Below are 22,965 nucleotides of genomic sequence, written 5' to 3'. Positions count from 1 at the left end.
AGGCTTATGCCTTACTGATGAGGGGAATTATTTATGATGGCTGACGATAATCAAAACACCAACGACGACAATAAACAATGGTATTTCAATACGGTCACGGGTAAGCCCGAGCTGGGCAAGCTCTCGCCGGTCGGCCAGCGCAGTGGCCCATACAAGTCCCGCAAGGATGCCGAAGACGCTTGGAAGATCGTCAAGGAACGCAACCTGATCTGGGATGAACAGAACCGTAAATGGAACGCTTGGGACAATGATTCCGGCAGCGATGACGAGTCGGAAACCCAAGAGTCATGATTGTTGTTCTTTAACGAGAACGAATAACTGGTCAATAGTCAAATAGTGATATATTGACCAGATTTTTTATCTCTTAATATAAAAAGTGATGTACATCACATTTTTTTGACTTGTAGATGAGTCAAATTCGGAATCGGCAATAATCCGCACAACCGTTGTCGTTATTGGGTTTATGCGATTTTCAAACATTTGTGAAAATCAAAGCTAAAGACGGAAAAGCAAAAAAGTGATGTAGGTCACACCGATTTGGACATGCCTGTGACGCAAACCACTCTACAATGGTAAATGAACGCAACGTGAAGATGCGTTGCTCCACTAATAAGGAGTGCTAAATGACCGCAGTAGATCAAACTGCTCTCTCTCAAGAAGAGCTCCAGGCTAAGGCTTGGAATGGCTTCGTCGGAGGGAATTGGCAAAAGGAAATCGATGTTCGCGATTTCATTCAGAAGAACTATACGCCGTACGATGGCGATGAGTCCTTCCTCGCCACGGCGACCCCGAAGACGAAGGAAATGTGGGAGTATCTCGACAACAACCAGCTTGCCGTAGAACGTAAGCAGCGTGTGTATGATGTCGATACTCACACCCCGGCTGGCATCGACAACTTCGGCCCCGGCTACATCATGGACAAAGAGCATGATAATGTCATCGTCGGCATCCAGACTGATGAACCTTGCAAGCGCGCCATGATGCCGAACGGCGGCTGGCGTATGGTCGAGCAGGCCATCATTGAGGCCGGAAAAGAGCCTGACCCCAACATCAAGACTATTTTCACCAAGTATCGTAAGACCCACAACGACGGCGTCTTCGGCGTCTACACCAAGCAGATCAAGCTCGCTCGCCACAACAAGATCCTCACCGGTCTGCCTGATGCCTACGGCCGTGGCCGCATCATCGGCGACTATCGCCGTGTCGCTCTCTATGGCGTCAACTATCTGATCGCCAAGAAGAAGGAAGACAAGGATTCGATTCCTTATCGCAACGACTTCACCGAGGCCGAGATCGAGCATTGGATTCGCTTCCGCGAAGAGCACTCGGATCAGATCACCGCGCTGAAGCAGCTCATCAATCTCGGCAACGAGTATGGCCTCGATCTTTCCCGTCCGGCCCAGACCGCTCAGGAAGCCGTGCAGTGGACCTACATGGGCTATCTCGCCTCCGTCAAGAGCCAGGATGGCGCCGCCATGAGCTTCGGCCGTGTCTCCGCTTTCTTCGATTCTTACTTCGAGCGCGACCTCAAGGCCGGCAAGATCACCGAGTCCGACGCTCAGGAGATCATCGACCAGCTCGTCATGAAGCTGCGTATCGTCCGCTTCCTGCGTACCAAGGACTATGACAGCATCTTCTCCGGCGATCCGTATTGGGCCACCTGGTCCGACGCGGGCTTCGCCGACGATGGACGCCACATGGTCACCAAGACCTCGTTCCGTCTGCTCGCCACCCTGGCCCTCGATCATCTGGGACCTGGCCCTGAGCCGAACATCACCATCTTCTGGGATGCCAAGCTTCCTGAAGGCTACAAGCGCTATTGCGCACGTACCTCCATCAACACCTCGGCCATCCAGTATGAGTCCGACCGCGACATCCGCAACCACTGGGGCGACGATGCAGCCATCGCTTGCTGCGTCTCCCCGATGCGTGTCGGCAAGCAGATGCAGTTCTTCGGTGCTCGTGTGAACTCCGCGAAGGCTCTGCTCTATGCGATCAACGGTGGCCGTGACGAGATGACCGGTATGCAGGTCATCGACAAGGGCATCATTGATCCGATCAAGCCCGAAGCCGACGGCACCCTTGACTATCAGAAGGTCAAGGACAACTACGAGAAGGCCCTTGAGTGGCTCTCGGAGACCTATATCGAAGCGCTGAACATCATTCATTACATGCATGACAAGTATGCGTATGAGTCCATCGAGATGGCTCTGCACGACAAGGAAGTCTACCGCACCCTCGGCTGCGGCATGTCCGGCCTGTCGATTGCTGCAGATTCGCTCTCCGCACTGAAGTATGCGAAGGTCTATCCTATCTACAACAAGGATGCGAAGAACCTCGAAGGCCATGAGAAGGAATATGTCGAAGGCGCGGACGACGACCTGGTGGTCGGCTATCGCACGGTCGGCGACTTCCCGATCTACGGCAACGACGATGATCGCGCCGATGACCTCGCCAAGTGGACCGTCTCCACGGTTATGGATCAGATCAAGGCTCTGCCGGTCTACCGCAACGCGGTTCCGACCCAGTCCATCCTGACCATCACCTCCAACGTGGTCTACGGCAAGGCGACCGGTTCCTTCCCGAGCGGACACAAGAAGGGTGAGCCTTACGCCCCCGGTGCCAACCCGGAGAACGGCATGGATTCGCACGGCATGCTGCCGTCCATGTTCTCGGTCGGCAAGATCAACTACAACGACGCGCTGGACGGCATTTCGCTGACCAACACGATCACCCCTGACGGCCTCGGCCGTGACGAGGAAGAGCGCGTCACCAACCTCGTCGGCATCCTGGATTCCGGCAATGGTCATGGCCTCTACCACGCCAACATCAACGTGCTGCGCAAGGAGCAGCTTGAGGACGCCGTCGCGCATCCTGAGAAGTATCCGCACCTCACCGTGCGCGTCTCGGGCTATGCTGTGAACTTCGTCAAGCTCACCCGCGAGCAGCAGCTCGATGTCATTTCCCGTACGTTCCATCAGGGTGCTGTCACCGAGTGACAGTTGCCTTTAGGTAACGTGGAGAATAATTGATTTGAAGGGGCGGAGCGTCAGTTCCGTCCCTTCAATCATGTTTCACGGGCTTGGAAACCGGCTTACGGGGGATAGGCATATTCGGTTTTCACCTGAGAAATATTCAATGCATCACATTATTCCAGAGGCACACCGAACGACTGGGATTTAGACTCGAAATCCGTTACTATGGAAACAGAATCTGACAAGGAGGGGCAACGATGTCCGAAACCACTCAATTTAGAACTACGACGCAGCACATGCTCAAGGAGTCTAAAGTATATGCCAAGCACACGTTGATGGGCGGGCTTTCGGGCTTCCAGTCTCCTATAGGTCTTGACCGTCACGACCGCATCAACGCGTTGCGCACTGGCGACATCGGCTTCGTCCATTCCTGGGACATCAATACGTCCGTGGACGGGCCGGGGACCAGAATGACGGTGTTCATGAGCGGATGCCCGTTGCGTTGCCAGTTCTGTCAGAATCCTGACACATGGAAGATGCGCGACGGCCAGCCGGTCTATCTCGATGACATGATCGAGCGCGTCACCCGTTACAAGGACGTCTTCCAGAGCACCGGTGGGGGAGTCACCTTCTCTGGTGGAGAGTCGATGATGCAAGGCAAGTTCGTTTCACGCGTATTCCACGCAGTGCATCAGGAAGGTATCCACACCTGCCTCGACACTTCCGGATTCCTCAACAAGGACTGGACTGACGAGATGATCGACGACATCGATCTGTGTCTCCTCGATGTCAAGTCCGGCGATGAGAAGACCTATCACAAGGTCACAGGCAGTCAGCTGGCGCCGACGATCGATTTCGGCCAGAGGCTCAACAAGGCCGGCAAGAAGATCTGGGTGCGTTTCGTCCTCGTTCCTGGGCTGACCGACAGCGTCGAGAACGTCGAGAACGTGGCCAAGATCTGTGAGACCTTTGGTGACGCCGTCGAGCACATCGATGTCTTGCCGTTCCACCAGCTTGGACGTCCGAAGTGGCACGAGCTCCACATCCCCTACCCTCTGGAAACCAAGGAGGGTCCGTCCAAGGAACTGAAGAAGCGTGTCCACGACCAATTCAAGGCCCACGGCTTTGAGGTCTACTAAAGAGTAGCTGACTATAGGGAGTGAAACGCTTGATAGGCATATTTATCGTAATTTCCTTCGATAAATATGCCTTTTAATTTGATAGATATCTGATGAGAATGCAATAAGGATAAATCCGAGACCTAAGATTTTCATAAAGCTCTGTATAGTTTAGAACGATTTGGGAACTAAACGAAAAATGCTGGCGTAGAGGACGAAAAGAGATTCGAAATGCCGAAAGATTGGCGCGACGACAGGATCAAGTCGGCGCAAGAAGGCAAGAACCCGATGGTCATCGCCGAGATGAGCCATGGGTATGCTGTTATGGCGGATATGCAGTTTCTTCCGGGCTGGTGCGTGCTTCTGCCCAAGCGTGATGTCGGTTCGCTCAATGATTTGTCGTTGGAAGAACGGCAAGGGTTCCTGACGGACATGAGCTTGATCGGAGACGCGATTCTTGCCGTTTGCGATCATCCGATGCGGGTGAATTATGACATTCTCGGCAACAGCGACGAATATCTGCATGCGCACATTTATCCGAGATACAGCTGGGAGGCCGACGACCGGATTCATCTTCCAGTTTGGCGTTACCCGGTATCCGCATGGAGCGATCCTGAAACCGAGTATACCGAGGAACGCTACGGCTTACTCAAGTTAAGATTGCGTGAATACTTGCAATGTGCCATGCAGGAAGAAAAATGAATAATTGATTTTTGAGTCGTGGACATTCCGTATCCCTTGTTCCTATTGAAGTGTTACCATACGTATTTGTAAGCGCTGATCCGTTATCGGCGGGGAGCTTTCGGAAGAACGGTCGTTCATTTAATTGGACGGCTTATTAGAACCGACGGGGTGGCCCGAGACAGCCTGTTTCAAGCGGTCGTATGAAATTGCGATCCCGGGGAATTGCAGTGTCGAGTGTATCGATGGCTTCATTGATCCGGAATTGTGAAACGAATACGACAAGCGGGGTGGTACCGCGGTGTGCGGGTGTCGCGCCAACGGCGTGATGAAGCTGCATCGTCCTCGCAGGTAATGGCAATGAAACCTGCAAGCGAGGAGACAGCGGTGAGCGAAACCACCAATTCCCATGTGTATCCCAAGGCGTCCGTAGGCGAGCAAAGTGCGCACGTCGCGCCGAACCCGAGCTTCCCCAAAATGGAAGAATCGGTGCTCGATTATTGGGATAAGGACGACACCTTTGAAAAGTCCGTAGAGCGCAACCCCAGCGGCGACCACAGCGACAACGAATTCGTTTTCTTCGACGGCCCCCCGTTCGCCAACGGCCTGCCGCACTATGGCCACCTGCTGACCGGCTACGCCAAGGACGTCATTCCGCGCTACCAGACCATGAAGGGCCGCAAGGTCAGCCGCGTCTTCGGTTGGGACACCCACGGCCTGCCCGCCGAGCTTGAGGCGCAGAAGGAACTGGGCATCGAATCGGTCGACCAGATTGAAGAAATGGGCATCGAGAAGTTCAACGACGCCTGCCGCAAGTCTGTTCTCAAATATACGAATGAGTGGAAGGACTACGTCCATCGCCAGGCTCGCTGGGTCGATTTTGAGCACGGTTACAAGACCCTAGACACCACCTACATGGAGTCGGTGATGTGGGCATTCAAGACCCTTTACGACAAGGGCCTGGCCTATAAGGGATATCGAGTGCTGCCGTACTGCCCGAAGGACCGCACCCCGCTTTCCGCGCATGAGCTGCGCATGGATGCAGATGTCTATCAGGATCGTCAGGACACTACCGTCTCCGTCGCCGTCAAGATGCGCGACGAGGACGACGCCTACGCCGTCTTCTGGACCACAACGCCTTGGACCACCCCCACCAACTTCCTGATCGTGGTCGGTGAGGATATCGATTACGTCGAAGTCAAGCCCACCGAGGGCAAGTTCGCCGGCAAGAAGTTCTATCTTGGCAAGCCGTTGCTCGGCTCTTATGCCAAGGAACTCGGCGAGAACTATGAAGTTGTGCGCGAGCTCAAGGGCAAGGAACTGGTCGGTCGCCGCTACTGGCCGGTCTTCCCATTCTTCGCCGGAGACAAGGCCGAGTCCGAAGGCCACGTCCCCGGGCCGAATGCATACCAGATTCTCGCTGCCGACTACGTCGACACCGTCGAAGGTACCGGTCTGGTCCATCAGGCTCCTTATGGCGAGGACGATATGAACACGTTGAACGCGGCTGGTGTCAACTCAACCGACGTCCTTGACGCGAGCTGCACTTTCACCTCGGCCTGCCCGGATTACGAAGGCATGTACGTCTTCGACGCCAACCTGCCCATCCTGCGCAACCTGCGCAACGGCGACGGTCCGCTCTCGCGCATTCCCGAGGACCACCGTGCCCTGCTCTTCCAGGAGAAGAGCTACGTGCACTCCTACCCGCACTGCTGGCGCTGCGGGACCCCGCTGATCTACAAGCCGGTTTCCTCCTGGTTCGTCTCCGTGACTAAGATCAAGGACCGACTCTTGGCCAACAACCAGCTGATCAACTGGATTCCCGAGAACGTCAAAGATGGTCAGTTCGGCAAGTGGCTGCAAAACGCCCGTGACTGGTCAATCTCTCGTAACCGCTTCTGGGGCTCGCCGATTCCCGTCTGGGTTTCCGACGATCCGAAGTACCCACGCGTCGACGTCTATGGTTCACTCGACCAGCTCAAGGCCGATTTTGGCGACTATCCACGCGATGGCGGGGGCAAGGTCAACATGCATCGGCCCTATATTGACAACCTCACGCGTGTCAACCCCGACGATCCGACCGGCAAGTCGCACATGCACCGCATCACCGACGTGCTCGACTGCTGGTTCGAGTCCGGTTCGATGCCGTTCGCGCAGTTCCATTACCCCTTCGAAAACAAGGAGTACTTCGAGCAGCACTTCCCGGCCGACTACGTGGTCGAGTACATCGGCCAGACCCGCGGGTGGTTCTACGTGCTGCACGTCATGGCCACGGCCCTGTTCGACAAGCCCGCCTTCAAGAACGTCATCTGCCACGGCATCGTGCTCGGCGACGACGGCCAGAAGATGAGCAAGCATCTGCGCAACTACCCGGACGTCAACGGCGTGTTCAACGACTACGGCTCCGACGCGATGCGCTGGTTCCTGATGTCCTCGCCAATCCTGCGCGGTGGCAACCTCATCGTCACCGCCGACGGCATCCGCGACACGGTGCGTCAGGTGCTGCTACCGGTGTGGAGCTCGTACTACTTCTTCACGCTTTACGCCAACGCATCCAACGGCGGGAAGGGTTACGACGCGCGCGCGCTGAAGCCAGAGGAAGTCGCCGGCCTGCCGCAAATGGATCGCTACCTGCTGGCCCGCACACGCAGGCTCGTGGTGAGCGTTGAACATGCGCTCGATACCTTCGCCATCTCCGACGCTTGCGCCGCGGTGCAGGACTTCATCGACATGCTCACCAACTGGTACATCCGCAACAACCGCGAACGTTTCTGGAACGAGGATGAGAGCGCCTTCAACACGCTCTATACCGTGCTCGAAGTGCTCATGCGTGTCATGGCGCCGCTCGCTCCTATGGAGTCGGAGTCGATTTGGCGTGGGCTGACCGGTGGAGAATCGGTGCATCTGGCCGAATGGCCGTTCGTCACCGTGCAGGATGAAGAGTCCCACGATGTCGGTGCAACCGCCGAATCTACAGGCGAGCTCAATGAGGGCAAGGAAACCGAGCTGGGACGTGTTCTGGTTGACGAGCCGTCGTTGGTCGATGACATGGAACAGGTACGCGAGGTCGTATCCGGCACACTTTCGCTGCGCAAGTCCTGCCAGGTTCGTGTGCGTCAGCCGCTCGCCAAGTTGACTGTCTTGGTCGATAATCCTGATGGTGTCGCTCAATACGACGATATTCTGAAGACTGAGCTCAACGTCAAGGATGTGGAATTCTCAACGCTCGCCGATGCCGGCAAGCACGGCCTCAAGATTGTGCACGACCTCAAGGTTAACGCCCGCGCCGCCGGCCCGAGGCTCGGCAAACAGGTGCAGTTCGCCATCAAGGGCTCCAAGTCCGGCAATTGGCATGTCGACGAGTCTGGTGCTCCGGTCGTTGAGACGCCGAATGGTGACCTCAAACTGGAGGAGGGCGAATACACGCTGATTAACCAGGTCGAGGAAGTTGGAGCGGATGACCGCGCCAACGACGTTTCTGCAGCGCTTCCTGGCGGCGGTTTCGTCATTCTCGACACCGCCCTCAACGACGATCTCATCGCCGAAGGCTACGCACGCGACGTCATCCGTGCCGTGCAGGACGCCCGTAAGGATGCCGACCTCGACATCGCCGACCGCATCAGCCTGAAGCTCGATGTACCGGCAGCCGACGCGCCCAAGGCCGAACAGTTCCGGGATCTCATCGCCCACGAAACTCTTGCCACGTCGCTTGACATCGACTCCGACGCATCCGCCGACGAGTTGAAGGTTACGGTCGCCAAGCAGTAATAACCATTTGTTGCCTCTGTTGCCGTTGCTGATTCAGCAGCAACAGAGGCGATATTAGATAATAAAAGAGTTGTGGGCCAACCGGTGAAAGATAACGGTTGGCCCACAACTCTTTTATTGTATGGTGATTGTTGAAATTGCCGCAGTGGTCATGATTGTTGCGCTAAAACCTGATCGACGACCAAGCGACAAGTGACGAGACACTACTTACTTGATGGCGCTCAGCGCCCCGTCCGAACCAATGGTGGGTAGGACGTCCGGATTGCCGACCTTGGAAGGGTCGATGCCGATGCTGTGGCAGAACTGCTCTGCGCTGTGCGAAAGGTCGCCGAACACATCCACCGGCCAAATATGGCCGTCGACGCGGATGGTAGGGGTATAGAAACTGTGATTGCCTTGGACTGTGGTATAGAGTTCCTTGCGTTTCGACGTGTAGTCGGTGACCTTGGTGATGTAGTCCGCGTAAACGTTGTTCGCAGCCTCTTTCGCCACTTCCGGTTTCACCCCGGCCTTGAGCGCCTGGGCCGTGATCTGATCATTGCTGACGTTTTTGTAATGATGTTCATCAGGCTGGAATCCTGGCTCGAACAAAGCCGATACGAATGCGGCCGTATGCTCGGGGTCGTGCGCAGAAACGTAGGCTACGGCACTCGCCGTGCGCGTGGAATACTGTTTCGTCTCAGGGGTGTCGAGGAAATTGACCACATGGAATTCAAGGTTGATTTGTCGGGCTTTTTCCATGCGGTTCAGCGTGGGCTCTAGCTGGCGCGCAAGTTTGCCACAGTAGGGGCAAAGGAAGTCCTCATAGACTTCGACAGTCGGTGCTTTCGAATTGTATTGCGCTTTGGGATAAGCTCGTAGGCCACCTTTATCGGTGGCGTTCAGGGGTTTGCTTGACACCTGCTGCAGTTGCTCATACGATTCCTGCAAAGCTTGGGGAGAGCTTTCGTCGACTGCTTTCTTGTGGTTCTTCCACACCGTGACGCTGGTAATAGTGATAATCACCACCACAAGTACCGCAGTGACGGTCAGAATGATGTTGCGTAACCTGCGTTCTTTTTTGTGGTGAGAGTCTGTTGTCGCATCGTTTGATAAAGCCGTTTCGGTTTCTGCGCTCGGCTCGGCGTCGCTCGGTTCTGGATCCTTGACGCTTTCGTTATTCTTCACTGGAATTCTCCCCATTGATCTGAATGATGGAGATACGGATTACTACATAATCCATATATTCATCGAATTCGAAATACGACAAAAGTTTATGCTTACTTTTTTTGCACGTCAAGTAAATACGATTTACTCAAAAGACAAATAAAAGACAATTTATATATATAAAACAGCACTATTACTGGGATAAATAGGAATATATTGGTAGAATTCGTCTTCATAAAATTGTTATATTTATATAATTTTCTGAATTTAAATTTATCATTCTATGGCAAAAACAAGCAACTAAATAAGGCAGGCAGTGATGAAAATCACAAAGTAATGCAGAGCAGTAAGAATACCTTCTTGCCGGAATTTACATCTTGCATCGCACCAGTTATAGCTTCGCCATACTCAGGATTCGGCTGAGGTGTCTGCGCCGATTGTCGGCAACACGTCGGGGTTACCGACGTCAGCTAGTCTCAGCCCTAAGTTAGTGGTGAATCTCTGCACGATTTTGCCGTCGTTGTCACTAGTGTTGAGTGCTGATATCTTGCCGTTGATGAGGATGGTGGGAGGGAAGAAGCCCTTGGTGCCGTTCAATGTCGTAAAGAGCTCTTTCCGTTTTGTGTCATACACTGTCGCCTTGCTGATGAACGACGAATAGGGGGCTTTTACTGCTGCTTCGGCGACATCGTGGCTTACCCCCGCTTTCGTCGCCTGTGCCACGATCTGCTCATTGCTGATGTCTTTGTAGTGAATGGCGTCAGGCTGGAAGCCTTTTTCGTACAAGGCTCCAACGAATGCCGTTACGTGTTTCGGATCGTGTTCGGATACGTAGGCGACGGCGTTTGCGGCTCGCGTGGAATAACGGTTGGTCGAAGGAGTGTCATACAGATTGACGATATGGAACTCCAAATTGATTTGCTGCGCCGCCTGCAGCTTTTCCAAGGTTGGAGTCAGTGCACGGGTCAGGTCTCCACAGTAAGGGCAAAGGAAGTCCTCATAAACCTCTACGGTCGGGGCGTCGGGATTGCGTTCGCTCTGACGGTATGCGGGCAGTCCTCCTGCTTCGGTGGAGTTGGTCGGTTTATCGTCGACCCGTTGCAACTCATCGTAGGCCTGAGCTTCGGTTTCCGGGAGTCCTTGCTTTGATTCCTTGCCTTGATTGACGCCAATGGAAATGCCGATGACCAAAACCAGCACCATGACGATCAGTACCGCGATGCCTCCGATGATCAATTGATTGCGGCCGATGACGCCGCCATTGTGCTTTACGACAGGATTGTTTTCGTGGACGGTTTCGGGAGGTGTAGAAGTGAGGATCGACGGGACCTTTTTCTTTTTTGCCTTGAGCGACCGGGAATGCTTGCCAACAATAGTCATTTCCTGATCACCCAGTTCCTTTCCAAAGCCATTCCGGACGCTGCCCAATTGTCGGTTACATCACTATTCTGAATTTTATCGCCTTGTTCCGATAATCGTGTGTTTGCCCAAGATAAATATATTGCCAAACTCGAAAATATGACCGTTGTGAACGTGTACCAGGCGCAAAAGCGCGATAGATTGTTGCCGGGGATGTATCAAACTCGCATGAAGCCAGTTTGAATCCGGAACCAAGCTCATCCGACCGATAAAAGTATCGGTTCGAGTGTTCAGTCAGCACTTCGGGGCTAAAAATATAGAGGTCCTTAAGTTCTCTAAGCCTTTTTAGGCTCTTCGTTTGCGCCAATGGAAGGCAGAACTTTGTGGTTGCCCACATCCTTTGATTTGATGCCCAGGCTGTGCTCAAAGTCGGCAACCATCGTGTCGTACTTTCTGCCGCTCAAGGACCAGATGCTTCTGTTGACGCGAATCAGAGGGGTGCCGAAACCTCCTTCCGGATGCAGTGCGTAGTCGCACAATTCCGGACGATACAGAGTGGTGTAAGTGCTTGCTTTGTCCATGTACTCGGCGTAAGTGCCTTGCATGGCTTTTGTGGCTACGGTCTTGTCTACTCCGGCTTTGACGGCCTGGCAGATGATCTGGTCATCGCTCACCGGTTTGTAGGCAGTTTCGCTGGGCTGGAAGTCCTTGGCAAAAAGCTCGGAGACGAAGTCCATCAGATGGTCGGGGTCGTTGTCCGCGATATAGGCTGCGGCGCTCGCGGTGCGCAATGAATAATGATCGGTCGATTGGCCGTCGAGAAAAGTCACCGGATGCACCTCGATGTTGACCTGCCGTGCCTTGTTCATTTTCTGCAATGTGGAGTCCAAGGTGCGATTGAGCTCGCCGCAGGAGGGGCATAAGAAGTCCAAATAGATTTCCACGGTCGGCGCGTTGGCGTTGAGCTTGACCTTCTTGCAAGCGTAGAGGCCTGCTTTGTCTGTTGCGTTTTCAGGCTTTTGTGCGACCGCCTGCAGCTGCCTGTAAGCAGCGGAAGTGGTCTGGCTCTTAATTTGCACGGATTTGTTGTGTTCTTTGAAGCCGGTCACGCCGATTATCGCCACCAACGCAACCACGACGAACATCACGATGGCGCCGATCAGCGTCTGTTGTTGGCGTTCTTTCGCTGCTATTGCCGCGGCTTTGGCCTCCGCGGCCGCCTTGGCTTCGCATCTTTGCTCGGCCTGCTTCGAAACGGTCCGTTCCTGTGCCGCCCGTTTCGTTGCGGACTGTCCCTTGCCATGTTTGTGTGACATCGTGCCTAGCTTCCTATGTTGCTTCGTTGCGGATCTGAATCGCCGTAAATTGCGGCGAATATAATCGTAACCTGTCTAAATTATACAAGTGATATTGAAGTTTTCGACATTTCTGTCATACTTTAGGTCGAATGAAGATTTCTTGACAGTATTTGACTGAAATATTTAGACAGAAAGTATGAATATTTCATCCTGCAGAACGATGGCGCGAATGTTGTAAGCCTGTATTCTTAGATTCCAGCAAAGGCTATCAAATCGTGTGCCGCCAGCGTCCTTTGAGAATCGTGACGGTGCTCGTGACCTCTAAATTAAGACAAAAATTAATAAAATATATCGAGACAAAAGCCATTGGTATTTGCGACTGGCAGTCGTGAGGGGGAATGGCTGATTGAAAGAGAATTTCAACATGATGAACAAGAACATGAATGGCCTGGCCGCACTTGCGGCAAGCGTTCCGACCTTACCGTTGCGACCGGTGTCCGTGCCTCCTTCGCCTCCGGCCGAGGGCAAACGACATGTCTTCACTGGGCATGGCATATATGATGGGGAAGCGATGACAGAAAATACTGACGGAATGAACCACCATGCTGTTGCGTCGGCGCCTACGGCCAATGCCGCCGAGGTGACGGCAGGAACCGCTGATTCGGCGGCTGTAAACAGCACTGACCAATCAGTCCGACTGGCTGAATCGAAATCGGCCAAGCCGGCCTCTTCAGGTTTCTGGGGCAAGATTCGTTCCGGGCGCTTGGGGCTGACGACTTTCGACATCAAGATGATTGGTGTGGTGTTGATGGTGGTCGACCACGTCCACCAGATGTTCGCCTCACAAGGCGCACCAAGCTGGCTCGACTGGTTCGGCAGGCCCGTCGCCACCTTGTTCTTCTTCATTAGCGTCGTTGGCTTCTCTCACACGCATAGCAAGAAGGCCTATATGGTGCGGCTTTACGTGTGTATGGCACTCATGGCCGTCATGGATTACGTGCTGCAGCAGACGATTAACTACGACGGTGCCCAGCTGGTCAACAATATCTTCCGAGACCTCTTTATCGGCACGATTTTTATGGCCGCCGTCGACTGCTTCGAGGCCGCCTTTAAGAAGCGCGACAACAAGGCTTCGGCCGGATTCGGTGCCGGCGTGCGTGGCGGAGACGAGCGTACAGGTTCGGCGCATGGAGTCGTCAGTCGCAATTCTGCTGCTGTAGGAGTTGCAGCTAACGGTTCCGTAGCCAGCCAGAACGCAATGCCGGCGAACAGGCATGCCAGCAGCGTCACCCGTGGGTTCCGGGTCAAGAAGACCGTCGAAGGCTTGTTGTTGATGGCTCTGCCGTTCATCCTTTCATTGGCGCTTCTGCCGTTCATGAGCCACGTCAATGGCACCGAAAGCGGCGTGATGCTCTGGACGTTGCGCGCGCTGACCGCTTTGGATCCCGCGATTCTGCTGGCCGAAAACACCGTCATGGTGCTGCTTATCCCGGTCATGTACGCTTTGCGCAATGTCAAGCACAACCTGGTTTGGCAGAGTGTGGCTATCGCCGTGGTCGCGGTTTGCTATGCACTCGTTGGCCAGAGCCAGTGGATAATGATTTTCGCCATCATCCCGATTCTTCTCTACAACGGAGCCAAAGGTCGTGGCGACAAATACTTCTTCTATATCTTCTACCCCGCTCATATCGCCGTGCTCTATGTGCTGGCAAGTCTCATCTAGCGGGCAGAGGATCGAGATTGGTTATATCGTTTGAAGTAATCCAATAAGAGATATTTTTTCTCACCGCTTCTCTAGCAAAACCAGGCGCGTAATCGTGAATCTGCGATTACGCGCCTCGATGATTGAGCGGCCATTTTGATGTGTTCCGCTGACGGTTTGAGTCGTCATATTCGCGACTGAGATGTTACGGAGTGACGGTGTAGCGACATAATCGCGAAAGAAAACTATGGCCTCAATTCTGTAATTACACACCTATGTGATTACAGGACCGTGTGACAGGCTGCTGCTTTCGGTTACAGGTATTTCTGTTGTATCGGAATCGCGTCGCCGTCCGGTCCGATTGCCGGCAAGGTCTTTGGATCGCCGACCTGCTCCCGGTGCAAACCTATGGAATGAATGAATGTTGGCCTCACATCGTCGAGGGTATGAAGCTGACGATACTGCCACATCTTGCCGTTGATGCAGATGGTGGGAGTGGAGAAACGGAACTGGTCCTGCATGGTGACATACAGTTCCTTGCGTCTGGACGTGTACTTCGTGGCTTTGTCGACGTAATCGGTATAGGTGCCTTTCACGGAGTTTTTGGCGATGCTTTCCTTGACTCCGGCCTTGACGGCTTGGTCGATGATCTCCTGATTGCTGACGTCCCGGTTGTTGTCTTTGTTTGGCTGATAGGTTTTATCGAATAGTGCCGTGGAAAAGTCAAAGAGTTTTCCAGGTTGATTCGATGCGACATAGGCGACGGCGCTCGCAGCGCGCGTGGAGTAATGGTTCTTCGTTTTGGAGTCCAGGAAATTGATGGGGTGTAGGTAAAGGTTGATCTGTTTGGCCTCCATCATGTCTTTCATGGACCTGAAAAGGTCTTGTTCCACAATTGCGCAACCGGGGCAGAAGTAATCGACATACAGATCGATCTTGGGTGCTTTCGGGTTGTAGTCGCTGGCTTTGAACGCAGGGAGCCCACCGTCTTTGGTCATGCCTTTCGGTTTCTGCGCCAGTTCCTGCAACTGCTGGTAGTTGCGTTGCTCGCCGTATTTGCCGTTCCAGACGGCGTAACCACCGGCGACGATAATGACGACTGCCAGAAAAGCGGCGAGAATCGAGAAAATGACGGCTACGCGGCGTTGTTGCACCTTTTCATGAATCTCGAGGGCTTTTTCTTTCACCAGGATCGCTGAGGTTTTGAGGTTGCTGCTTACTTGGTTTGCGGACGCTTCGGTATCGTTGTTGTTGTCGTCGTCATCTGCGGAATTGTCGTTCGTCTCGTCAATCGGGAGATTGGACGCTTCGCCGTTTTCTAGAGGTTCTTGGTTCTTTGCAGGTTCGTGAAGGTTCTCATCGGAGTCTGTCAAATTCGTATCTGTCGCTTCAGGCTTTCGACTGTCGTTGACTTGACCATTGCCTGTTGCCATGGCGCACCTCTCTTTGACCTGCTGCATACTGTGATAAGAATCTCATTTAAATCCCTTTAATATTCTACTAGCTTCTCTGTCCAAACACCAATAATCTCAATGTCTGAGTCGCTATTTGGACGTGTTTACGATTAACTGAGTGCGATATTTCAATCGTTTAATATTTTGCGGAGTGTTAAACTTGCTTTATCTTCTGTTTTTTTGGTTGATGGTAATCAGATTCGTGCCCATATGAAAATCCAAGCGGAGTCATGATCTAAGCTTTTAATAGTAAGATGCTTGAAAGAGCCAAGAAAGAAATCTTGATTTTCCTGTCTTTTTGACCAGTAAACTAGTTATTGCATTTTTATAGTGGTACTCTCTGACGTACATAAGCCTAAAATATGACGATGAGGTGATTATATGGCGGCTTGGAATGTCCGATATTTAAAAGCGGCAAAAACAGACATTAAAAAGCTAGGGGAGCCGCGTGGAGAACATGTGCGTAAGGCGATTCGGAAGGTCTCTACCAATCCTCTACCATTTACTGAAGGTGGGTATGGAAAACCTTTAGGGAAGAAAAGGGACATCAATTTAACTGGATTGATGAAAGTGAAATTGAAAAATGACGGGATAAGGATTCTCTATTCTTTAGAAAGAACTGAGAAGTCCATGACCGTTGTCATTGTTGGAGTGCGAGACGATGAAGCGGTTTATCGAGAAGCGGCGAAGCGATTGTAAACCTATGTAATTCGATGTATGATTTAAATCCTTATATGATGTACAATATGGATTACAAATTTAGGAATGAGGATATGATGGGAACTGCAACTCTTTTAAATAATCTTGTTTCTGTCAGTGATTTTAATCATGGCAAGGCAAGTCAGACGTTCAAACGTGTACAAGACGATAATCCGGTCATTGTTTTAAAAAACAACAAGCCTGCGGCTGTTATCGTCAGTCCTGACGATTACCGGCGCTTAACCGAAGCGGAAGAAGATTTCGTACTCTATCAAGAAGCTATGGAAAGATTAAAGAATGATGACGGTACACGGCTGACTGAAGAGGAAGTGTTTGGCAAGGAGCCGGAAGTCGACGACGGCTATGAACCGGAATTTGAATAGAGAGGAGAGCGATTATTTGACTGTTTTAGTTTTAGAAATATATGAAAGTTGGATTTATTAAATTTTTCCAAGCTTTAATTTGACTAAAGTCGTGCTAGACAGATCTTTCAGGATAAAGCTGCTCTTTTAACTTGTTTTTTAGTCTCAAAATGTGTTAGATTTTTCATATGAAAGTCGGTAATGACAGTCTAGAGAAAAGAGAACCGAAACCTTTCCTTCGTTGGGCCGGGGGAAAGCGGTGGTTACTTGATTCTCTTGATGAAATGATGTCAGACTTTACTTTTAAGAAGTATTATGAGCCTTTTCTGGGTGGAGGATCAGTTTTTTTCCATTTAAAACCTAACAGCGCTTTTTTATCAGATCTTAATAATGATTTGATTACAACTTATGTAGCCGTTCGAGACCGCTGTGAGGAAGTAATTAACAAGCTTCTTCAATATAAGATAACTGAAGATGATTATTATGATATCCGTGCTTCTGTACCGAATAACAATATAGAACTTGCTGCCCGTTTTATCTATCTGAATCACACTTCTTATAATGGATTATATCGTGTAAATAAAAAGGGTCAATACAATGTTCCTTATGGAAAGAAAGATACGGTTCATTTTGATGTAGAAGGTATCAGAGCGGCAAATATTGCATTACAGGGAGTTTCATTAAAATCCTGTGATTATCAAGATACGATTAATGAAATCGACAAGGGCGATTTTGTTTTTCTTGATCCTCCTTACACCGTTTCACATAATCATAATGGCTTTATACAATACAATAAAAAGCTTTTTTCTATAGATAATCAGAAAGAGCTAAGAGGGTATATTGAAAAGCTCGATGAGAAAGGTGCTTATTTTCTTCTTACTAACGCCGACCATTATTCTATTCGGGAAATTTTTAATGATATTGGTAATAGAGGACCAATGGAAGTAAAAAGATTTTCTGGCTTAGGCGGGATAGGCTCAGTGCGAGAAACGAAAACTGAATTAGTATTTAGCAATTTGCCTTTATAAAGGAGTAATCAGATATGAGCAATCAGGAATTTTGGGATAACCTTGTAGCTGGTAAGGATCTAAATCGTGTTTGCAGACAACGCTCTAATGATTATCAACTTTTGAAGTATTCAGTTAACGATCGCTCGATGATGGAAACCCAAGGTTGGGATTGGGTTAAGGATTATGGGGATAAAAAGCATTGTCAAATGAAAAAAAGGAAATTAGATTCTGAGATCTTTGAAAATAGAGTCTGGATGATGCTTTATCGTATGGGCTTTCAAAGCTTGAACAGGGATCAAAGCTTTAATATTCAATATGATAAAGGTGAGGGTAATCAGCAGCAAATCGATGTTTTTGCTTTAGACGAGGAGACTGCGTTAGTTGTCGAATGCAAATCCACGACAGAAGAGGGAAAAAGAAGAAACTTCAAAGAAGAAATTCAAAGCTTTAATTCGGTGCAGCCTGGTATCCGAGAAAGCATAAAAGAGCGGTTCGGAACAGTAAAAGTTAAATTTATTTTTGCGACGAATAATTATTTATTAAATAAAGAGGATTTAGAGCGTTTAGATAAAGCGAATATTGCATACTTCGATGAAAAAACAATAGAGGATTATACTAAGTTAGCCAAGCAACTTGGTCCTGCTGCCAAGTATCAGCTTCTTGGAAAATTGTTTGCAGGACGCCGAATACAAAATATGGCATCAACTGTTCCTGCCATACGAGGTAGTATGGGTGGACATACATACTATTCATTTTCTATTGAGCCTGAACGATTATTGCAAATAGGTTATGTACTCCATAGGAATGATGCAAATTCTGAGGCAATGCCTACTTATCAAAGAATGATTAAGAAATCACGGCTCACTCAGTTGCGAAAATTCATTGAGAATAAAGGATACTTTGCAAATTCTATAATAATTAGTCTAGATTCTAAAAGAAGCTTACAGTTTGATTTGAAGGCAGCTGCGAAGGAAACTGATAGCCAAACGTCTTTGGGGATTCTTCACCTACCTCAGTGTTACCGTTCTGCCTATATTATTGATGGACAGCATCGTTTGTATGGATACTCCGGCACCAAGTATGCAAAAACGAATACCATTCCTGTTGTTGCTTTTGAAAATATGAATCAAGAAGAACAGGTAAAGCTTTTCATGGATATCAATGAGAACCAGAAAGCTGTACCGAAGCAACTGAGGAACACTCTTGACGCTGACTTGCTGTATGATTCTCCGAACTATCAAGAAAGGCGTAAAGCTCTTGCGCTACGGATTGCTCTAAAGTTAGGCGATGATAGTGATTCTCCATTGTATGGAAGAATTATTACTGGTGAAGAATCAAATGATTCAAAACGTTGTGTAACGATGGATATGATTCTCAAAGCAATAAAAGAGTCTGGTTTCCTCACAGAATTTAGGGACAATAAACCTAGAGGAAAAGTAGGTCTATTCGATAACGCTGATGGTGATAACTCAGTAGCTTATAATGCATTAACCCCATTCATAAAAGGAGTGCTGAACTTTTTTGCTGAACAACTGCCGGAAGAATGGGAAAGAGGCAAAAGCAATGAAGGGCTACTAGCGATGAATAGTGGCATTTTTGCTTTAATCAGGATTTCTTCTGATGTCTTGAAAATAATTTCTGATAGAGATGGTTCTATGCCGTTATATCAGAAGACTAGCGTTTTACTTGAACGGTGTTCTCCCTATTTCAAATATATAGTCGATTTTTATAACACAATGACACCGCAAAATCGTCAAGAAATAAAGCAGCAATATGGGGGGAATGGGCCAATAAAACATTGGCGCTACTTGCAAAAAGCAATATTTGACAAGTGTCCTCAATTAACGACGGTTGAATATCAGGAGTGGTGGGAGAAAAATTCGAAAGAGTACAATGCGAATTCTCAACAGTATATTTCTGAAATTTCAAAATCAATTACTGGATTAATGCATAAGCAATTAGTTGAGTTGAATGGAAGAGATGATGAATCTATTGTTCCTATTCACGTTAGAGAAAAATATCTTGTCAAAATCGCTAAAAAGAATGAAGCGAGTTCTACTGAAAATGTATCGATTTGGGATTATTTGAATTTGAAAGATTATGCGGAGATTGCCATAAGTGACGGGCATTGGCGTGATACTTATTCAAATTTATTGACTTTGCCTAAACGGGAAAATGAAACGAAGAAGGCAAAGAAAGAAAATGAGGTTCAATGGATGAAACTTTTACAATCAATTTCAGACAAATTGAAAAATCCGGGATACAGTGTTTCGAAAGTGGACTACGAATATATTCAACGTATTCATGAATGGTGTATGCAGAACTATGGTCAAAATAATGCTTAGCACAATCGATTAAAGAGATTTAGGGATATTAATAATTTCTGAATGCTTATGGAAGTAGACTTGAATAAAAGGCTAGATTGATTGAAAGGAAAACAAATGGCAGAAGAAAACAAGCCGGAACCGGAGAGCTTTAAGCTCGATCACACCAAGGTGAAGGCGCCGTATGTGCGCTTTATCGACACCGAGACGGGGGAGAAGGGTGACGTCATCTCCAACTATGACCTGCGCCTGGTGCAGCCCAACGAGAACGCCATCCCGACCGGCGGCCTGCATACCATCGAGCACACCATCGCGGTGCTGCTGCGCGAGCGCATCCCCGGCTACATCGACTGCTCGCCGTTCGGCTGCCGCACCGGCTTCCACCTGCTGACTTGGGGCGAGCACAGCACCGAGGACGTCGCCAAGGCGCTCAAGGAATCGCTCGAGTTCATCGCCTACAAGGCGACCTGGGACGACGTGCCAGCCACGGACATCAAGAGCTGCGGCAACTACCGCGACCACAGCCTGTTCACCGCCAAGGAATGGTGCAAGAAGATCCTCGATGAGGGCATCAGCTCCGACCCGTACGTGCGCAAGGTGGTCTGATTGCGGCGTCAGCTTTGCGAAAGCGGGCTGAAACATGATTGGAAGCGGCATCTGACGATTGGCGTCGATGCCGCTTTTGTATGCCATCGCGTTGTTGAGGTTATAGGCCAAATTTCAATCGCAGACAACGCTGTTGACTTGCGATTCCGTTGTCGATTTTGCATCTTGGCTCTCGGCATCGAATCTTCCATCGTGATAATTGCCTGTGGTGGTGTTAGTTTGGTACGGGAATAAAGTCGCTGGCAGGTAGGCGGCCGCGTGGTTTTTTAAAGCAGAGGTATGAGTATGGCTGAAGGAAAGACGATAGACAACGGGAACAAAACAGCTGCAGCGGAAGGCGTCTTGACCGGTTCCATGCGTGTGCGCCGAGCGAGTGAAGCCGATTTCGAAGCGATCATGGCTATCTTCGAACGGGCCCGTGAACTCATGCGACGCACCGGCAACCCTAACCAGTGGGGCAAGAGTTGGCCTCCCGCCGAACTGATACATGAGGATATTCACGGTGGTCATGGCATGCTGCTGGTCGATTCCGAAGGCGAGGGCGGCAACGAGCGTATACTCGCCTATTTCGCGATGTTCCTTGGGGCAGAGCCGACCTATGCGCACCTGACGGAGGGCGCTTGGCTGGACGATGACGAATACGCCACCATGCACAGGCTGGCCTCGTCCGGTCTCAAAGGACATACCGGGGATGTGTGCATGCGATGGGCGGCCGTGACGTATAAGAACGTGCGATGCGACACCCATCCTGACAATAAGGCGATGCAGCACGTCTTCGAAAAAGCCGGATTCCGGCGTTGCGGGATCATTACGGTCAGCGACATGGGCGATCGCGGCAACACGCGCATCGTCTATCAGCGCCACGACAAGTGATTTGGGCCGGCGGCCAGGTTTGTGCAGGTAATCAGTTGGTATTCCCGCGTGTCCATGTGATTGTTCCGTATCGTCTGTTTGCCTTCATCACTGTGGCGCGCGACAATATGAACTATGACTTTGAACGCACTGCCTGAATGGCCTTTTTCTTCCACACTTGGCAAATCGAACTACACCGCGGCGCTGCGGCGCTACCCGGGCCAGGCCATTGTCGATCTCAAGGCGATGCGAGACAATATGCGGCACCTGGTTGAGGTCGTTGGCGGGCCGAAGTCCGGCACCGCCGTGATGGGTGTAGTGAAGGCCGACGGATATGGGCACGGGCTTATTCCTTCCGCGTTGGCGGCGCTCGCGGGCGGCGCGACGTGGCTTGGAACAGCACAGCCGCGTGAAGCATTGTTGCTACGCATGGCCGGCATCGATTCGAGCCGCTGCCATATTCTCACGTGGATGTACAACGGGCACAACGCTCCGCTCATCGAGCTCATTGCCAGCGATATCGACATTTCAGTGGGTTCGCTCGACGGCATCGACGCCGTGGCAGCCGCCGCACGCAAACTTGGCATGCCGGCACGTGTGCATGTCAAAGTCGACACCGGTTTCGGACGCAACGGCTTCACCGCCGAAGGTTTTCCGGCAGCGCTCGACAAACTCGTACCGCTCGCCAAAGAAGGGGTGCTTGACATCGTGGGGCAGTGGAGCCATTTCTCCGTGGCCGACGCACCTGACGTTCCCGAGTTCGTGGAGGCGACCAACCAGCAGCTCGAGAGTTTCAAACAGTTCACCGCGCGTATGGAGAAGGCCGGCATTCCTCCGCGTATCCGCCATATCGCGAACACCGCCGCCACGCTTTCGCGCCCGGAAACACATTTTGAGCTGACCCGACCGGGCATTGGTCTTTATGGGTACGAAGCTGATCCGGCTATGGGAACGCCGTCAAATTACGATCTGAAGCCTGCGATGACCTTGCAGGCACAGCTGGCCACGGTCAAAGGCGTTGAGGCCGGGCATGGGATTTCGTACGGACGCACGTATATCACCGATGAAGTGACCAGCACCGCGATTGTGCCGTTGGGCTACGCAGACGGTATTCATCGTTCCGCCTCCGGATTCGACGAATCCGGCGCGAAGCATATGAAGAAGCCGGGTGGACCGGTGCGTGTGATGACTTCCGAAGGGCCCCAGCTAATGCGTGTTTCCGGTCGCGTGTGCATGGACCAGTTCATCCTTGATCTGCACGGAGACTCGGAGAAGTTGGATGTGCACGAAGGCGATACCGTAGAACTCTTTGGACCAGGACGCGGCGAGGATTACGCCGAACCGACCGCCGACGATTGGGCGCGTGCCGCCGACACCATTAGCTACGAGATCTTCACATGTCTGCGTACGCGTATTCCACGGCTCTATCTGCATGCTGCCGAAGTGCTTGAGCCTCAGGATATGAGCAAACTCAGCCCTAAGGCGTTGCTGTAAACGTGGTTGTAATGTCATTGCAGTGGCATTGTAGCGACACTGGTATGGTGAGATTGTAGACAATATTTACAGCATCTTATGTTGGGCGGTCGTCACGAATTGTGGCGGCCGCCTTTG

At 51.0% G+C, this 22,965-nt stretch carries 17 protein-coding genes; 13 read left to right on the top strand and 4 right to left on the bottom strand.

The features are described 5' to 3' along the window. Nucleotides 1-33: 33 nt before the first annotated feature. From OZX70_RS05880 to ileS, 5 genes are all read left to right on the top strand, one after another. Entirely contained in the window at nucleotides 34-291 is a 258-nt protein-coding gene (locus OZX70_RS05880) for a hypothetical protein (RefSeq protein WP_277179842.1), read from the top strand. A 332-nt stretch (nucleotides 292-623) separates the two neighbouring features. Further along, a complete protein-coding gene (gene pflB, locus OZX70_RS05875) occupies nucleotides 624-2,999 on the top strand; it encodes a formate C-acetyltransferase (RefSeq protein WP_277179840.1) in 2,376 nt (791 codons plus the stop codon). A gap of 233 nt (nucleotides 3,000-3,232) precedes the next feature. Then, on the top strand, nucleotides 3,233-4,114 hold the full coding sequence (gene pflA, locus OZX70_RS05870; RefSeq protein ID WP_277179838.1) for a pyruvate formate-lyase-activating protein: 882 nt from the start codon (nucleotides 3,233-3,235) through the stop codon (nucleotides 4,112-4,114). Nucleotides 4,115-4,324: 210 nt separating this feature from the next. Beyond that, entirely contained in the window at nucleotides 4,325-4,795 is a 471-nt protein-coding gene (locus OZX70_RS05865) for an HIT family protein (protein ID WP_277179836.1), read from the top strand. Nucleotides 4,796-5,134: 339 nt separating this feature from the next. Beyond that, entirely contained in the window at nucleotides 5,135-8,542 is a 3,408-nt protein-coding gene (ileS, locus tag OZX70_RS05860; protein WP_277179834.1) for a mupirocin-resistant isoleucine--tRNA ligase, read from the top strand. A gap of 207 nt (nucleotides 8,543-8,749) precedes the next feature. On the opposite strand, the gene OZX70_RS05855 is transcribed toward ileS, so the two are convergent. The 3 genes from OZX70_RS05855 to OZX70_RS05845 all read right to left on the bottom strand — a co-directional run bounded on the left by OZX70_RS05855 (nucleotide 8,750) and on the right by OZX70_RS05845 (nucleotide 12,363). Continuing rightward, the gene (locus tag OZX70_RS05855) at nucleotides 8,750-9,709 is read right to left on the bottom strand and encodes a thioredoxin domain-containing protein (protein WP_277179832.1); all 960 of its coding nucleotides are present in this window, start codon (nucleotides 9,707-9,709) and stop codon (nucleotides 8,750-8,752) included. Nucleotides 9,710-10,096: 387 nt separating this feature from the next. After that, nucleotides 10,097-11,068: a thioredoxin domain-containing protein gene (locus tag OZX70_RS05850; RefSeq protein WP_277179830.1), complete on the bottom strand. Its 972-nt coding sequence runs from the start codon at nucleotides 11,066-11,068 to the stop codon at nucleotides 10,097-10,099. A 314-nt stretch (nucleotides 11,069-11,382) separates the two neighbouring features. Continuing rightward, a complete protein-coding gene (locus tag OZX70_RS05845) occupies nucleotides 11,383-12,363 on the bottom strand; it encodes a thioredoxin domain-containing protein (protein WP_277179828.1) in 981 nt (326 codons plus the stop codon). 406 nt (nucleotides 12,364-12,769) lie between these two features. On the opposite strand from OZX70_RS05845, the gene OZX70_RS05840 reads away from it, so the two are divergent. Continuing rightward, entirely contained in the window at nucleotides 12,770-14,068 is a 1,299-nt protein-coding gene (locus OZX70_RS05840) for a TraX family protein (protein ID WP_277179826.1), read from the top strand. A 293-nt stretch (nucleotides 14,069-14,361) separates the two neighbouring features. Here OZX70_RS05840 and OZX70_RS05835 read toward each other — a convergent pair whose 3' ends face one another. After that, complete coding sequence (locus OZX70_RS05835; protein ID WP_277179823.1) at nucleotides 14,362-15,480, bottom strand: thioredoxin domain-containing protein; 1,119 nt, start codon at nucleotides 15,478-15,480, stop codon at nucleotides 14,362-14,364. Between the two features lie 402 nt (nucleotides 15,481-15,882). On the opposite strand from OZX70_RS05835, the gene OZX70_RS05830 reads away from it, so the two are divergent. From OZX70_RS05830 to alr, 7 genes are all read left to right on the top strand, one after another. Further along, complete coding sequence (locus tag OZX70_RS05830) at nucleotides 15,883-16,200, top strand: type II toxin-antitoxin system RelE/ParE family toxin (RefSeq protein ID WP_277179821.1); 318 nt, start codon at nucleotides 15,883-15,885, stop codon at nucleotides 16,198-16,200. Nucleotides 16,201-16,274: 74 nt separating this feature from the next. After that, nucleotides 16,275-16,583: a type II toxin-antitoxin system Phd/YefM family antitoxin gene (locus tag OZX70_RS05825; RefSeq protein ID WP_277179818.1), complete on the top strand. Its 309-nt coding sequence runs from the start codon at nucleotides 16,275-16,277 to the stop codon at nucleotides 16,581-16,583. Between the two features lie 167 nt (nucleotides 16,584-16,750). After that, a complete protein-coding gene (locus tag OZX70_RS05820; protein WP_277179816.1) occupies nucleotides 16,751-17,590 on the top strand; it encodes a Dam family site-specific DNA-(adenine-N6)-methyltransferase in 840 nt (279 codons plus the stop codon). A 14-nt stretch (nucleotides 17,591-17,604) separates the two neighbouring features. Next, complete coding sequence (locus OZX70_RS05815; protein ID WP_277179814.1) at nucleotides 17,605-19,917, top strand: DGQHR domain-containing protein; 2,313 nt, start codon at nucleotides 17,605-17,607, stop codon at nucleotides 19,915-19,917. Nucleotides 19,918-20,013: 96 nt separating this feature from the next. After that, on the top strand, nucleotides 20,014-20,502 hold the full coding sequence (locus OZX70_RS05810; protein ID WP_277150614.1) for an S-ribosylhomocysteine lyase: 489 nt from the start codon (nucleotides 20,014-20,016) through the stop codon (nucleotides 20,500-20,502). 285 nt (nucleotides 20,503-20,787) lie between these two features. Further along, entirely contained in the window at nucleotides 20,788-21,375 is a 588-nt protein-coding gene (locus OZX70_RS05805) for a GNAT family protein (RefSeq protein ID WP_277179811.1), read from the top strand. Between the two features lie 114 nt (nucleotides 21,376-21,489). Beyond that, nucleotides 21,490-22,848 (top strand): alanine racemase, encoded by a 1,359-nt coding sequence (alr, locus tag OZX70_RS05800; RefSeq protein ID WP_277179809.1) that lies wholly within the window; start codon nucleotides 21,490-21,492, stop codon nucleotides 22,846-22,848. Nucleotides 22,849-22,965: the final 117 nt, after the last annotated feature.

It is taken from the genome of Bifidobacterium sp. ESL0732 (genome assembly GCF_029395535.1).
Taxonomy (GTDB): domain Bacteria; phylum Actinomycetota; class Actinomycetes; order Actinomycetales; family Bifidobacteriaceae; genus Bifidobacterium.
The sequence above is the reverse complement of the archived record's forward strand: the minus strand, read 5'-3'. Positions and strand labels throughout refer to the sequence as shown.